9 protein-coding genes and 1 pseudogene are annotated in these 14,141 nt (G+C 71.4%); 8 read left to right on the forward strand and 2 right to left on the reverse strand.

Translation table 11 applies throughout. From position 1 onward, the window contains the following. The first annotated feature begins 83 nt into the window (after positions 1-83). From dacB to AB0I28_RS35015, 3 genes are all read left to right on the forward strand, one after another. Positions 84-1,667: a D-alanyl-D-alanine carboxypeptidase/D-alanyl-D-alanine-endopeptidase gene (gene dacB / locus AB0I28_RS35005; protein WP_357500024.1), complete on the forward strand. Its 1,584-nt coding sequence runs from the start codon at positions 84-86 to the stop codon at positions 1,665-1,667. A 424-nt stretch (positions 1,668-2,091) separates the two neighbouring features. Further along, positions 2,092-2,898, forward strand: coding sequence for a DUF6042 family protein (locus tag AB0I28_RS35010; RefSeq protein ID WP_357500025.1), 807 nt, complete (start codon positions 2,092-2,094; stop codon positions 2,896-2,898). A gap of 71 nt (positions 2,899-2,969) precedes the next feature. Beyond that, the gene (locus tag AB0I28_RS35015) at positions 2,970-3,725 is read left to right on the forward strand and encodes a TetR family transcriptional regulator (protein WP_357500026.1); all 756 of its coding nucleotides are present in this window, start codon (positions 2,970-2,972) and stop codon (positions 3,723-3,725) included. Between the two features lie 79 nt (positions 3,726-3,804). Here AB0I28_RS35015 and AB0I28_RS35020 read toward each other — a convergent pair whose 3' ends face one another. Beyond that, positions 3,805-4,851 (reverse strand): hypothetical protein, encoded by a 1,047-nt coding sequence (locus tag AB0I28_RS35020; RefSeq protein ID WP_357500027.1) that lies wholly within the window; start codon positions 4,849-4,851, stop codon positions 3,805-3,807. 195 nt (positions 4,852-5,046) lie between these two features. Between AB0I28_RS35020 and ccrA the strand changes: the two are divergent. From ccrA to AB0I28_RS35045, 5 genes and pseudogenes are all read left to right on the forward strand, one after another. Next, positions 5,047-6,378 (forward strand): annotated as a pseudogene (gene ccrA / locus AB0I28_RS35025) (crotonyl-CoA carboxylase/reductase); the annotation flags it as partial. Between the two features lie 125 nt (positions 6,379-6,503). Next, a complete protein-coding gene (locus AB0I28_RS35030) occupies positions 6,504-8,510 on the forward strand; it encodes a protein meaA (RefSeq protein ID WP_357500139.1) in 2,007 nt (668 codons plus the stop codon). Continuing rightward, on the forward strand, positions 8,501-9,460 hold the full coding sequence (locus AB0I28_RS35035) for a CoA ester lyase (protein ID WP_357500028.1): 960 nt from the start codon (positions 8,501-8,503) through the stop codon (positions 9,458-9,460). Before AB0I28_RS35030 ends, AB0I28_RS35035 begins: the two co-directional genes overlap by 10 nt. A gap of 3 nt (positions 9,461-9,463) precedes the next feature. Continuing rightward, positions 9,464-9,985, forward strand: a complete 522-nt coding sequence (locus AB0I28_RS35040) for a MaoC family dehydratase (protein WP_357500029.1) — start codon at positions 9,464-9,466, stop codon at positions 9,983-9,985. Next, on the forward strand, positions 9,985-11,178 hold the full coding sequence (locus AB0I28_RS35045) for an acyl-CoA dehydrogenase family protein (RefSeq protein ID WP_357500030.1): 1,194 nt from the start codon (positions 9,985-9,987) through the stop codon (positions 11,176-11,178). The genes AB0I28_RS35040 and AB0I28_RS35045 overlap by 1 nt, the downstream gene beginning before the upstream one ends. On the opposite strand, the gene AB0I28_RS35050 is transcribed toward AB0I28_RS35045, so the two are convergent. Next, entirely contained in the window at positions 11,138-14,119 is a 2,982-nt protein-coding gene (locus tag AB0I28_RS35050; RefSeq protein WP_357500031.1) for a BTAD domain-containing putative transcriptional regulator, read from the reverse strand. The genes AB0I28_RS35045 and AB0I28_RS35050 overlap by 41 nt on opposite strands. Between the last annotated feature and the right edge of the window lie 22 nt (positions 14,120-14,141).

Raw genomic sequence — 14,141 nt, forward strand, 5'->3', positions numbered from 1 at the left:
CCTGGTCACGCGGCGAGGCCTGGGCGGGGTCCGTCCCCATTTAAAGGGAGATCACATCTTCCGACCGATGGAGTGGCCCGACCGTGCAGAACAGACTCCTGATCAAGATCCTGGTGCCGGCCGTCATCGCCGCCGGATCCGTGGTGGCGGCGGTGAACGCGGCCGGCGCGGAGACCACACCCGACGCCCGGCTCGCCGAGATCCTCGACGGCGTCCTCGGCGATCCCCGCCTGGAAGGCGCGCAGAGCACCGTCCAGGTCCGCGACGCCGCCACCGGCGAGACCGTCTACGACCACGGCGGCGACCACGCCGGCATTCCCGCCTCGACCATGAAGCTGCTGACCTCGGCCGCCGCGATGGACATCCTCGGCCCCGAGCACCGCTTCGTCACCGACGTGCGCACCGACGGCAGCCTGCGCCACGGCGTCCTCGACGGCGACCTCTACCTGCGGGGCACCGGCGACCCGACGATGATCGACGCCGACTACGACGACCTGGCGCGTCAGCTGGCCGAGGCCGGGGTCACCGCCGTCACCGGCGATCTCGTCGCCGACGACACGTGGTTCGACTCCCGCCGGCTCGGCCTGGAGTGGGCCTGGGACGACGAGCCGTACCAGTTCGCCGCACAGGTCTCGGCGCTCAACCTCTCCGCCTTCGACACCGACTACAACACCGGAACGGTCTTCATCGAGGTGATCCCGGGCGCCGAGGGGACCACGCCGAGGGTCCGGATCGACCCGCCCTCGAAGTACGTGAAGGTGTCCAACACCGCCAAGACCGTGGCGGCCGACGGCGAGTACGACGTGTGGATCGAGCGGCGCCACGGGAGCAACGTCATCGACGTCTCCGGCACCATCCCGGTCGGCGCCGAACCGGCCGCCGACCTCGCCTCGGTGTGGGAGCCGACCGGCCTGGTCGCCGAGATCTTCCGCACGGCCATGAAGAAGCACGGGATCACCGTCCTCGGCGGCACCCGCACCGGAAGGGCCACGCCCGAGAACGCCGAGGTGCTCGCCGCCCGCAAGTCGATGCCGCTGTCGGAAATGCTGGTGCCCTTCATGAAGTACTCGCTCAACAGCCACGGCGAGGTGCTGGTGAAGACCATCGGCCGGGCGGTGTCCGGGGAGGGCACCTGGGACGCCGGGCTCTCGGCGATCGGCGACTACTTGACGGCCAAGGGACTCGACGACGGGAAGTACGTGATCGGCGACGGCTCGGGAATGACCCGGCGCACCTACGTGCCGACCGCCGAGATCCTCGACCTGCTCGTCGCGGTCCGCTCCGAGCCGTGGTTCGCCACCTGGGAGGCCGCGCTGCCGGTCGCGGGCGACCCCGACCCGCTGGTGGGAGGGACGCTGCGGAGCCGGATGCGCGGCACACCGGCGGCGGGCAACGTGCACGCCAAGACGGGCTCCATGACCGGAGTGTCGACGCTGTCGGGCTACGTCACCGACGCCGACGGCCGGGCGCTCGTCTTCGGCGTCCAGCTCAACCACCTGGTCACGCAGGAGAGCGTCCGGCCGATCGAGGACATGATCGCGGTGGCGCTCGCCTCCTACAGCCGTACGGCGCCGCCGGAGACGATGCTCGCGCCGAGCCTGCCCGAACCAGGGCCCGAGCAGCCCGTGGGCCTGGAGTGCTCCTGGGTGACGCCCAAGGTCTGCTGAGGACGATGGGGTGGGACGGCCGTGTACGGCCGCCCCACCCCATTTCTGTCCCGTTCGCCTGCGAGAGGCCTCGTCGGGCGTGATCACGACACGCCCGGCCCGCTGGGCGCGAGCGGTCCGACGCGGCGCCCACGAGAAAGGCGGGCCGGTCGAACGCGGCCCGGCGGCTGTCGCGGACGGGGACGGTACCCTGGTGATACACCTGGTGACAGGCTCGTCACCAAAGTTCGGACAAGTGTCATACAGCAGAGCCGATACGGGCCGAGCGCGGTCCACAATGGAAGTGGGTCCGCGGCCGGCGTCGTCGGCCGCACCTGAGCACACCAGAACCGCGAGAATCTTCAAGCTTTCACCGTGTACTGATCACTACGTCAAAGTGGGGGTCGAGATGGCGAGGCGGAAAGACCCGAACGGTAACGAGTGGATGGCCTCAGGCTGGTTCCAGGTACTTCCGATGACGCAGGGCCAGTGGTTGTGGCTCCTGCTACGGGGTGCCACCGGCAGCGAGGCCGACGGCGACCTCGACGCCTTGGTGGCACGAGGTCAGCGCAGCGGCGAGCGGTGGTTCGACACCGCGACCGGCGGTCTCGAGGCGCCCATCTTCTGGGGCTTCTCGACCGACGAGCAGTGGCGGACCAGCGAGATCGAGGCCTCCGACAGGCAACGGCGCGAACGCTGCGTGCGAGCACTGGGACAACTGGGGCTGCGCGAACCGAAGACGGTGCGAGACCTGGCCGTGCTGATGGGCAGGCTGGGCCTGTGCGACCGCGAGGTCCACGGCGGCCTCGAACGATGGCGGATACCCCCGATACTGCCGCTGCCGGCCGAGGTCCTGCCGATGGACCCCGAGTGGGAGCGAGAGTCCGACGAGGGACGCTGGCAGTACCAGATCGCGGAGATCGCCGGCGAGCTGGCGGAGTTGTTCACCGGGGACCTGAACCGGCCCGACGAGGTCACCACGACCATCGCCGAGCTCGCCCGGCTCATCGATCGCGACACCGAGGACGTGCGGCACGGGCTGGTCGACTTCGCGGTGAACCCGCTGGTCTTCCTGTGCAGCTCGACGATCGTCTCGCTGACCGTGGAGACGCCCGAAGGGCTCACGCACGCCGACCCGGAGCGGCTCGGAGACGACGAGCAGTTCCGGATCTCCTTCGACTGGGCGGCGCTGGCCGGGCGGCGCCTGCGCGTCCACCGGCTGGATCCAGAACACCCCAGCGATCCCGATTGACCCAGCCCGACCTAGGCTCGCAGGCGGTAAAGATTCTGTCCGGCGGCGAGCCGGGCTGGGGAGGCTGGAAGATGGCTGTGCGTGATCAGGTCGGCGACGCGCGTAGGACGTCGAACGGCGAGGACCGGCAGCGCCGGACCCGTCAGCAGATCGCCGCCTCGGCGCTCGCGCTGTTCGCCGAGCAGGGCTACGCGGACACGACCGTCGACCAGATCGCGGCTTCGGCGGGCGTGGCCCGGCGGACGTTCTTCCGGTACTTCCCGGGCAAGGACGACGCGATCTTCCCCGACCACGACGAGACGCTGGCTCGCGTGGCGGCCGTCCTCGACGGCGCCGAGCCGGGCGAGGAGCCGCTGTCGGTGGTCTACCGGGGCATCCGCGAGGTCTTGCGGATGTACGCGGCGGACCCGAAGGCGTCGGTGGCGCGCTACCGGCTGCTGCGCGAGGTGCCGGCCCTGCGCGAGCGGGAGATCGCGGTCGTCTCGCGCTACGAGCGGCTGTTCACGCGCTACCTGCTCGACCACGCCGACCGCGTGCCGGTCGACGACGTCGACACGCCGCTGCTGGCCGAAGTGGCCGCGGCGGCGATCGTCGCCGCCCACAACCACGTGCTGCGGCGCTGGTTGCGCGCCGGCGGCGACGGCGACGTGGAGGCACGCCTGGAGTGGGCGGTGGGAACCGTGCGGAGGCGTTTCGTGGGCCAGGCGGAGCGCTCCGGCAGCGCCGGGGCGGACTCGGCGGAGTCGGGTGCCGTGGTCGTCGTGGCGCGCACGGACCTGGCCGCCTCGGTGGTGGCCGAACGGGTCCGGCGGGCGCTCGACGGCTGACGGGCGAGATCTCCGGCGAACACAACGCGAAGCGGCGGCGGGCCAGGCCCGCCGCCGCTGCTTTACGCTGGTCTGCCGTCTAGAAGTCGACCGTGAAGGACTTCTCCTTGGGCGCCTTGGTCACCTTCGGCTTGATCTTCTTGCTGCCGTCGATGACGCGGAGGTCGCCGCTCGGCTTGAAGACGAGCTTCACCGAGTCGACCTCGGGCGCGACCTCGAAGACGACCGTGTAGTCGATCATCTGGTTGGCCTTCTCGCCCACCTCGGAGTGGGTGGCCTTGACGGTCTCGTCGCCGGCCTTCAGCGACAGCGACTTGGCCGGGTCGAGGGTCCAGTCCATGTCGACGCTCTTGCCCTTCCACAGGTGCTGGAAGGTGAACTGCACCTCGACCCAGAGCTTGCCGTCGGGGGCCCACTCGAAGCCGGGCGTCCAGCCGGTGCGGGTCACGTCGAACTGCGTACCGGCGTTGAAGGTGATGACCCATTCGTCGGTCTCGGCCTTGACCTCCTGGTCGTACGGACCGGCGTTGCCGAAGCTGCCGATGTCCGGTGCGGCGACCAGCGCGGCCACGAACTCCTCGTGGACGCCGTCGCGGAGGTTGACCGAGAAGCGCTTGCCGGCGTCGGTGACGACCAGCTTGGCGGCCTGGCCCTCCTGAGCCATGGCGACGATGAGCTCACCGGGTTCGGGGAGGTCGTCGAGCTCGACGGTGTTGTCGCCGAGTTCGAGGGTGGCCACGGCCTCTTCGCCGCCGCTGAGAGCGGGCTCGGCGTCGAAGTCCGGGGAAACCTGGAAGGCCATCACCTCGTAGCCGCGCGGCGCGGTGAGCGGGCCTTCGAGACCCAGCTCGGCGGCCTTCGCGGCGTCGATGCTCTTGGCGAACTGCGCCCCGCTCACGGCGAGGGCGAAGTGCGGCCCGACCAGCGCGGTCTGGGTCGCGTCGAAGGTCTTTTCCAGAGCCAGCGGCGCACTCGAGCCGGTCTGCACGAGAGTGCCCAGCGGCGACGCGAGCGCCGGAGGCTCCGCGGGCGCGCAGGCGGCGACGGCGAAGACCGCGGCGGTCGCTAGAACGGCGACGCGGTGGCTGCGGAAGCGGGATGCGTTGGTGCGTGTCGTCGGGGGCACGGGCGAAATCTTAATACTCGGCCCGCCATCCTGCGACTTCGCGTTAGGTGAGAGAGGTTCCAAAGCGGTTTCAATTCAATGGCACGCAGTGCCTTTACAAAGACATCGCGTGCCATTATGGTGTTACTCACGAGTAACGAACTGTGCCCCGCGTCACAATCGGACGCAGGCGGCCACGGCTTTCGGGAGGTCATCGTGCAGGAAATCCTCGACGCGATCCGCGCAGCGGACGCCACGCCCGCGGAGTTCGCCGCGATCCCGGTCCCCGAGACGTACCGGGCGGTGACGCTTCACAAGGACGAGGCGGGCATGTTCGAAGGGCTCGACTCACACGACAAGGACCCACGCCGCTCGCTGCACCTCGACGAGGTCCCGGTGCCCGAACTCGGCCCCGGCGAGGCCCTCGTGGCCGTCATGGCGAGCGCCATCAACTACAACACCGTCTGGAGCTCGATCTTCGAGCCGATCCCGACCTTCGCGTTCCTCGCCCGCTACGGGCGCATGTCGCCGTTGGCCAAACGGCATGACCTGCCCTACCACGTCCTGGGCTCCGACCTGTCCGGCGTGGTCCTGCGGACCGGCGTGGGCGTGAACAACTGGAAGCCCGGCGACCAGGTCGTCGCGCACTGCCTGTCGGTGGAGCTGGAGAGCGCCGAGGGCCACGACGACACGATGCTCGACCCCGAGCAGCGCATCTGGGGCTTCGAGACCAACTTCGGCGGTCTCGCCGAGATCGCCCTGGTCAAGACCAACCAGCTCATGCCGAAGCCGGCCCACCTCACCTGGGAGGAGGCCGCCTCGCCGGGGCTGGTGAACTCCACCGCCTACCGGCAGCTGATCTCGGCCAACGGCGCCTCCATGAAGCAGGGCGACAACGTGCTGATCTGGGGTGCCAGCGGCGGGCTGGGGTCCTACGCGGTCCAGTACGCGCTGGCGGGGGGCGCGACGCCGGTGTGCGTGGTGTCCTCGCCGGAGAAGGCCGCGCTGTGCCACGCGATGGGCGCCGAGGCGGTCATCGACCGTTCCGCGGAGGACTACCGCTTCTGGAGCGACGAGCAGACCCAGGATCCGAAGGAGTGGAAGCGGCTGGGCGCGCGCATCCGCGAGCTGACCGGCGGCGAGGACGTCGACATCGTCTTCGAGCATCCCGGTCGCGAGACCTTCGGCGCCTCGGTCTTCGTCGCCAAGCGCGGCGGCACGATCGTCACCTGCGCGTCCACCTCCGGTTACACCCACGAGTACGACAACCGGTACCTGTGGATGAACCTCAAGCGGATCGTCGGCTCGCACTTCGCCAACTACAAGGAGGCCTGGGCGGCCAACCGGCTGGTCGCCAAGGGCCGGATCCATCCCACGCTCTCGCGCTCCTACAAGCTGGAGCACGCCGGGCAGGCCGCCTACGACGTGCACAAGAACCTCCATCACGGCAAGGTCGGCGTGTTGTGCCTGGCGCCCGAGGAGGGTCTGGGCGTCACCGACCACGAGCTGCGCGAGAAGCACGCGCCGGCGATCAACCGGTTCCGGGGATCGGCCGCGCGGGGCTCGGCGCCCGGTGACGGTTCGCGGGCGGGACGGGAGACCGCGTCCGACCGCGCCGACGCCCTGGCCGGGCGGGCCCGGTGAGCACCGGCGGCCGCGACGAACCGTGGCTGATGCGCACATATGCCGGCCACAGCTCCGCGGCGGCCTCGAACGCGCTGTTCCGCCGCAACCTCAACAAGGGGCAGACAGGGCTCTCGGTGGCCTTCGACCTGCCCACGCAGACCGGCTACGACCCCGACCACCCGCTGGCGCGCGGGGAGGTCGGGCGGGTCGGTGTCCCGGTCGCTCACCTCGGCGACATGCGGGAGCTGTTCGACGGGATCCCGCTGGACCGGACCAACACGTCCATGACCATCAACGCCACCGCGATGTGGCTGCTGGCGCTCTACGAGACGGTCGCCGCCGAGCGCGGGGCCGACGTGTCGAAGCTGGCCGGGACGACCCAGAACGACATCGTCAAGGAGTACCTCTCGCGCGGGACTCACGCGTTCCCGCCGGGGCCGTCGCTGCGTCTGACCTGCGACCTGATCGCCTACACCGTGCGCGAGATCCCGCGCTGGAACCCGATCAACATCTGCAGCTACCACCTGCAGGAGGCCGGGGCGACCCCCGTGCAGGAGATCGCCTTCGCGCTCGCGACGGCCGTCGCGGTCCTCGACACGGTCCGTGATTCGGGCCAGGTCGACGCCGAGGGCTTCGAGCGGGTCGTCGGGCGGGTGTCCTTCTTCGTCAACGCGGGGGTCCGCTTCGTCGAGGAGCTGTGCAAGATGCGGGCCTTCGCCCGCTTGTGGGACACCATCACCCGTGAGCGCTACGGCGTCGCCGACGCGCGGCACCGGCGTTTCCGCTACGGCGTGCAGGTCAACTCCCTCGGCCTCACCGAGGCCCAGCCGGAGAACAACCTGTCGCGGATCGTCCTCGAAATGCTCGGCGTGACCCTGTCGAAGGGCGCACGGGCGCGGGCGGTGCAGCTTCCCGCCTGGAACGAGGCGCTGGGCCTGCCGCGGCCGTGGGACCAGCAGTGGTCGCTGCGCGCGCAGCAGATCCTGGCCTTCGAGAGCGACCTGCTCGAACACGGCGACCTCTTCGACGGCTCGACGGTCGTGGAGGCCAAGGTGGACGAACTCGTCACCGAGGCCGGCGCCGAACTCGAGCGCGTGCAGGAGATGGGCGGGGCGATCGCGGCCGTGGAGTCGGGCTACCTGAAGTCGGCGCTGGTGGCGGCGCACGCCGAGCGGCGGGCGAGCATCGAGTCGGGTGAGCAGAAGGTGGTCGGCGTCAACTGCTTCGAGTCGACCGAGCCGAGCCCGCTCACCGCCGACCTGGAGACCGCCGTGCACCGGATGGACCCCGAGGCCGAGCGCGAGGCCGTGGCGAGGCTGCGGGAGTGGCGTTCGGGGCGCTCGGCGACCGACGTGCGCACGGCGCTGGCGAGGCTGGCCACCGACGCTCGCGCGGACGGCGTGAACCTCATGCCGGCGACGGTCGAGTGCGTGCGGGCCGGTGTCACCACGGGCGAGTGGGCCAAGGCCCTGCGCGAGGTGTTCGGCGAGTACCGCGCCCCCACGGGCGTGGCCGCCGCGCCGGTGACCGTCCCGGAGGGCTCGCCGCTGGCGCGGGTCCGCGACCGGGTCCGCGCGACCGCCGCCGACCTCGGCGTCGGCGGGCTGCGGCTGCTGATCGGCAAACCCGGCCTCGACGGGCACTCCAACGGCGCCGAGCAGATCGCCGTGCGCGCCCGCGACGCCGGCTTCGAGGTCATCTACCAGGGGATCCGGCTGACGCCGCGGCAGATCGCGGCCGCCGCGATCGCCGAGGACCCCCACTGCGTCGGACTGTCCATACTGTCCGGAGCGCACACCGAACTGGTGCCGGAGATCCTGCGCCTGCTGCGCCGCTCCGGCGCGGGCGACCTCCCCGTGGTCGTCGGCGGCATCATTCCCGCCGCCGACGCCGCCCGCCTGCGCCGGGACGGAGTGGCCGCGGTGTACACGCCGAAAGACTTCGATCTCACCGAGATCATCGACGCCATCGTGACCGAGATCCGGCGCGCCAACGGGCTTCCCGCCACCACGCGGGAGGCCGCTACGAAGGGAGTCCCCGCCTCATGTCCGTAGATCGCCATCGCCCGCGACGATCGTGCCTCGCCGTACCGGGTTCGAATCCGAGGTTCCTGGAGAAGGCACAGGGCCTCGACGTCGACCAGGTGTTCCTCGACCTTGAGGACGCCTGCGCGCCGGCGGTCAAGGAGAGCGCCCGCGACATGATCGTCAAGGCGCTCACCACCGGGGACTGGACGGGAAAGACCACCGTCGTGCGGGTCAACGACCTCACGACCCACTGGACCTACCGCGACGTCATCACCGTCGTCGAGGGCGCCGGTGACAAGCTCGACTGCGTCATGCTGCCGAAGGTGCAGGACGCCACCCAGGTACGGTGGCTCGACCTGCTCCTCACCCAGATCGAGAAGACGATCGGGCTGCCGGTGGGGCGGATAGGCATCGAGGCGCAGATTGAGAACGCCCGCGGTCTGGTCAACGTCGACGAGATCGCGGGTTCCTCGCCGCGGCTGGAGACGATCGTGTTCGGCCCGGCCGACTTCATGGCCTCCATCAACATGAAGTCCCTCGTCGTCGGCGAGCAGCCCCCCGGGTATCCCGCCGACGCCTACCACTACATCCTCATGCGCATCCTCATGGCCGCGCGCACGCACGACCTCCAGGCCATCGACGGCCCCTACCTCAAGATCCGCGACGTCGACGGCTTCCGTGAGGTCGCCGAGCGTTCGGCGGCCCTGGGCTACGACGGCAAGTGGGTGCTGCATCCCGGCCAGGTCGACATCGCCAACGAGGTCTACTCCCCCTCGCAGGAGGACTACGACCACTCCGAGCTGATCCTCGACGCCTACGAGTGGGCGACCTCGGAGGGCGGCGGGTACAAGGGTTCGGCCATGCTGGGCGACGAGATGATCGACGAGGCCAGCCGCAAGATGGCCCTGGTCATCGCCGGCAAGGGCCGCGCGGCGGGCATGTCGCGGACCTCCGAGTTCACCCCGCCGGAGGTCTGAGCGATGGGATTCGGGCGCAGTTTCGAGGAGTTCGAGGTCGGCGCGGTCTACAAGCACTGGCCGGGAAAGACCGTCACCGAGTACGACGACCACATGTTCTGCCTGCTGACGATGAACCACCATCCGCTGCACCTCGACGCGCACTACGCCGAGCAGACCACGGAGTTCAAGCAGAACGTCGTCGTCGGCAACTACGTCTACTCGCTGCTGCTGGGCATGTCGGTGCCCGACGTGTCGGGCAAGGCGATCGCGAACCTGGAGGTCGAGTCGCTGCGGCACATCGCCCCGACCTTCCACGGCGACACCGTCTACGGCGAGACCGAGGTGCTGGGCAAGACGCCGTCGAAGTCCAAACCCGACCGGGGCGTGGTGCACGTGGAGACGCGCGGCTACAACCAGAACGGCGTCGTGGTGTGCGTGTTCCGGCGCAAGGTCATGGTGCCGACCCAGGAGTACCTGGACGCCCGCGGCGGCGAGCAGCCCGGCCGTCCGGTCCCCGCCGTACAGGAGAAGGGAAGCCGGTGATGGGCAGACTCGCGGCCACCGAGGGCCTCACCGAGGTTCAGCGCGACATCCTCGCCACCGTGCGGGAGTTCGTCGACAAGGAGATCCTGCCGGTCGCCACCGAGCTGGAGCACCGCGACGAGTACCCGGCGAAGATCGTCGAGGGCATGAAGGATCTGGGCCTGTTCGGACTGACCATCGCCGAGGAGTACGGGGGCCTCGGCGAGTCGCTGCTGACCTACGCTCTGGTCGTCGAGGAGATCGCCCGGGGCTGGATGAGCGTCTCGGGGATCATCAACACCCACTTCATCGTGGCGCACCTGCTCGCCCACCACGGCACGGACGAGCAGCGGGCGCGTCTCCTGCCGCGCATGGCGACCGGTGAGGTCCGGGGCGCGTTCTCGATGTCGGAGCCCGGCATGGGATCCGACGTCGCCGCCCTGCGCACCAGGGCCCGCCGCGACGGCGACGAGTACGTCCTCAACGGTCAGAAGATGTGGCTGACCAACGGCGGCTCGGCCAACCTCGTCGCGGTGCTGTGCCGCACCGACGACGGCCACGAGGCCCCGCACAAGAACCTCACGACCTTCCTCATCGAGAAGGAGCCCGGCTTCGGGACGGTCGCGCCGGGCCTGACCATCCCGGGGAAGATCGACAAGATGGGCTACAAGGGCGTCGACACCACCGAGATGATCCTCGACGACCACCGCCTCCCCGGGGAAGCGGTGCTCGGCGGCGCCACCGGCCGCGGTTTCTACCAGATGATGGACGGCATCGAGGTCGGCCGCGTCAACGTCGCCGCCCGGGGCTGCGGGGTCGCGATGCGGGCCTTCGAGCTGGGCATCGCCTACGCGCAACAGCGCCGGACCTTCGGCAAACCCATCGCCGAGCACCAGGCCATCGCGTTCAAGCTCGCCGAGATGGGCACGAAGGTCGAAGCCGCCCACCAGATGATGGTCATGGCCGCCCGGCGCAAGGACGGCGGACGGCGCAACGACCTGGAGGCCGGGATGGCGAAGTACCTGGCGTCGGAGTACTGCAAGGAGGTCGTCGAGGACTCGTTTCGGATCCACGGCGGCTACGGCTACGCCAAGGAGTACGAGATCGAGCGGCTCTACCGCGAGGCGCCGATGCTGCTGATCGGCGAGGGGACCGCCGAGATCCAGAAGACGATCATCGCCCGCCGGCTCCTTGAGGAGTTCGGGACTCGATAGCGCGCCTGATCCGGTCGGTGTCCCCTCTCTCGGCAGGCGGGAGCGGGGCACCGACCTCGGCGCGCAAGGCCTGCGCGCGAGCCAGACGCGCGGCGGCAAGGCGCAGCCGTCCGCCGAGGGCGTGCGCGCCCGCGAGGCCTTCCAGCGCCAGTGCCAGCGCCCTCGGGTCGCCGAAGCGGCGGGCGGCGGCCAGGCCCTCCCGGTGGTTGGCCAGGGCCGCGCCCTCCTCGCCGCGCAGCTCGGCGATGAAGCCCAGTTCGGCCGAGATCAGCGCCAGCCCGGCCTCGCCGTCGCGGCGGCGGCACCAGGCGAGCCATCGCGTCAGCCGCGCCTCGGCCTCGTCGAGGGCGCCCTGACGGCGAGCGGTCAGAGCGAGGCCGACCTCGGCGAACTGCGCGGTCCCCTCGTCGGCCGCCGCCGTCGCCAGGTCGAGGGCCCGTTCGTGGAGTTCCCGCGCGCGAGCGAGGTCTCCGGTGACCAGCGCCGTGCGGCCGAGCCTCGCCAAAGCGTGCGCGACGGGAAGGCCGAGCTCCTCGGCGTCGGCGACCGCGCGTGCCCGCAGGCGTGCCGACTCGGTGTGCGAGCCGGTGATCTCGGCGACGGCGGCCAGCTCCTCGGCGGCCTGCGAGGCCACCCAGCGATCGTCCACGAGAGACAGCGCGCGGGTCGCGTCGGCCCTCGCCGCGACGAACTCCCCGCGCGCGACGCGGCGGCGGGCGCGGCCGACGAGGGCGACGGCGACCCCCCAGTCGTCGCCGGCGGAGGCGAAGTCGTCGAGAGCGCGGTCGTTGAGCCTCTCACCGGTGCTCAGCGCGCCGAGCCCGAAGAGCGCGTCGCTCAGCAGCCAGGCGGCCTCCGGGCGGGGATCGGCCGCTGAGGCCTCCCGCGCACGTGAGACGGGATCGAGCTCGGTGCCCGCCGTGATGTCGAGGACCGCGCGCCAGGTCGCGGCCTCGGCACCGCCGACGGCGGCCAGCGCCTCGCGGGCCTCACCGCGCCGGCCCCGCAGGTGCCAGTACCAGGCCAGTGCCGCGGCGAGGGACTCGGCGACCTCGGGTTCGGCCGCGACCGCGTCGCGCAAGGCGGCGCGGAGGTTCGCGGCCTCGGCGTCGTGGACGGCGAGCGCCCGCAGCTGGTCGGGCCCGCGGAGGAGAGGACTCAGCCGTTCGGCGAGGCGCAGGTAGTGGTGCCGGTGCCGCCGGCGGACCGCGTCGGTCTCACCTGACTCGATGAGGCGTTCGAGGCCGTAGGCCGCGACGGTGCTCAGGAGCCGGTACCGGGAGCGTCCCGCGCTGTGGGCGACCGTGACCAGGGAGCGGCCGGCGAGGCGGGCGAGCAGGCCGGCGACCTCGCCGATGGCGACGCCGTCTCCCGCGCAGACCTGCTCGGCCGCCGCCAGGTCGCAACCGCCGGCGTGCACGGAGAGCCTGCGCAGGACCGCTTTCTCGGCCGGAGGGAGCGGTTCCCAGCTCCAGTCGACGACCGCGCGCAGCGTGCGCTGCCGCGCGGGGGCGTCGCGCGGTCCGTGGGTGAGCAGCGCGAAGCGGTCGGCGAGGCGCGCGGCCAGCTCCCCAAGGCCCAGCGAGGGCGCACGCGCGGCGGCGAGCTCGACGGCCAGCGGAATGCCGTCGAGCCGGCGGCAGATGCCGGTCACCGTCGCGGCGGTCTCGGGCTCGGACAGGTCGACGGGCACACCGGCGGCGGCCGCGCGCTCGGCGAACAACCGCGCCGAGGCCGCCTCCGGCAGCGGCGCGACCGCGCGGACGTGCTCCGCGGACAGGCCCAGCGGCTCACGTGAGGTGGCCAGCACGCGAAGCTCGGGCGCGGCCTTGAGCAGCAGCGCGACGAGGTCGGCGGCGCCGTCGAGGACGTGCTCGCAGTTGTCGAGGACCAGAAGGGTGCGACGGCCGGCCACGGCGGCCTCGAAATCCCCGGCTGCGTCCTCGCGTAGGCCGAGCGCGACGGCGACGACCGCGGCGACCCCTTCCTGGGAGGCACCCGCGGCCAAGGCGGCGAGATCGGCGAAGGCCGCGTCGAACTCGGTGACCGCCGCTGCCAGCGCCAGCCGGGTCTTGCCGACACCGCCCGGCCCGTGCAGCGTCACCAGCCGCGCCCGCCCGAGCAGTTCCCCGAGCGCGCCCAGTTCGTCCTCGCGACCGAACAGCGGCGTGGCGGCGACCGGCAGCGAGGCCGAGATCGTGGTGCCCGGCGGGGCAAGCAGCGATGGGTCCTGGGCCAGCATCGCGCGGTGCAGGCCGGCCAGCGCGGGACCCGGGTCGAGGCCCAGTTCGTCGCGCAGGCGGACACGGTGGGCGGCGAACCCCTCGACGGCCTCGGCCTGCCGCCCCGAGCGGTACAGCGCCAGCAGGTGCGCGGCACGCAGGCGCTCGCGCGTCGGATGCTCCGCGACGAGCGCGGCCAGTTCGGCGGTGACGAGCGCGTGCTCACCGAGGGCGAGGCGCGCCTCGGCGAGTTCCTCGACCGCGGCCAGCCGGCGCTCGTCCAGGCGGGTGATGACCGGCCGCGCGAAGTGCTCGTCGGCGTGCTCGGCGAAGGCGTCACCCCGCCAGAGGCCGAGGGCCTCGGTGAGCAGCGCGGCGCGGCCGGCCGGGTCGGGCGTGACGGAGGCTCGGGTGACCAGCCGTTCGAAGTCGGCGGCGTCGGTGTCGGCGACGCGCAGAAGATAGCCGCGAGCGGTGTGGACGACCCGGTCGCGGCCGACGACGCGGCGCAGCTGGGAGACCTTCACGCGCAGGGCGGCGCGTGGGTCGGCGGGTGGGTGGCCGCCCCACAGGTCGTCGATGAGGCGGTCGGTGCCGACGGGCGCGCCGGCGTTGGCGAGCAGGTCGGCGAGGAGGAGGCGGACCTTCGCCTCGGGTACGGCGAGGGTTTCGCCGTCGGCCCGGCTCACCGTGAGTGGACCCAGGACTCCGAACCGCATGGGACGAGGCTAGCGGTCCGGG

This window comes from Phytomonospora sp. NPDC050363, assembly GCF_040655735.1.
Taxonomy (GTDB): domain Bacteria; phylum Actinomycetota; class Actinomycetes; order Mycobacteriales; family Micromonosporaceae; genus Phytomonospora.

Coding starts and splice junctions, on each gene's coding strand:
- AB0I28_RS35010 (WP_357500025.1), top strand. CDS start 2,092: ATGGCCTCAGGCTGGTTCCAGGTACTTCCGATGACGCAGGGCCAGTGG.
- AB0I28_RS35015 (WP_357500026.1), top strand. CDS start 2,970: ATGGCTGTGCGTGATCAGGTCGGCGACGCGCGTAGGACGTCGAACGGC.
- AB0I28_RS35030 (WP_357500139.1), top strand. CDS start 6,504: ATGCGCACATATGCCGGCCACAGCTCCGCGGCGGCCTCGAACGCGCTG.
- AB0I28_RS35035 (WP_357500028.1), top strand. CDS start 8,501: ATGTCCGTAGATCGCCATCGCCCGCGACGATCGTGCCTCGCCGTACCG.
- AB0I28_RS35040 (WP_357500029.1), top strand. CDS start 9,464: ATGGGATTCGGGCGCAGTTTCGAGGAGTTCGAGGTCGGCGCGGTCTAC.
- AB0I28_RS35045 (WP_357500030.1), top strand. CDS start 9,985: ATGGGCAGACTCGCGGCCACCGAGGGCCTCACCGAGGTTCAGCGCGAC.
- AB0I28_RS35050 (WP_357500031.1), bottom strand. CDS start 14,119: ATGCGGTTCGGAGTCCTGGGTCCACTCACGGTGAGCCGGGCCGACGGC.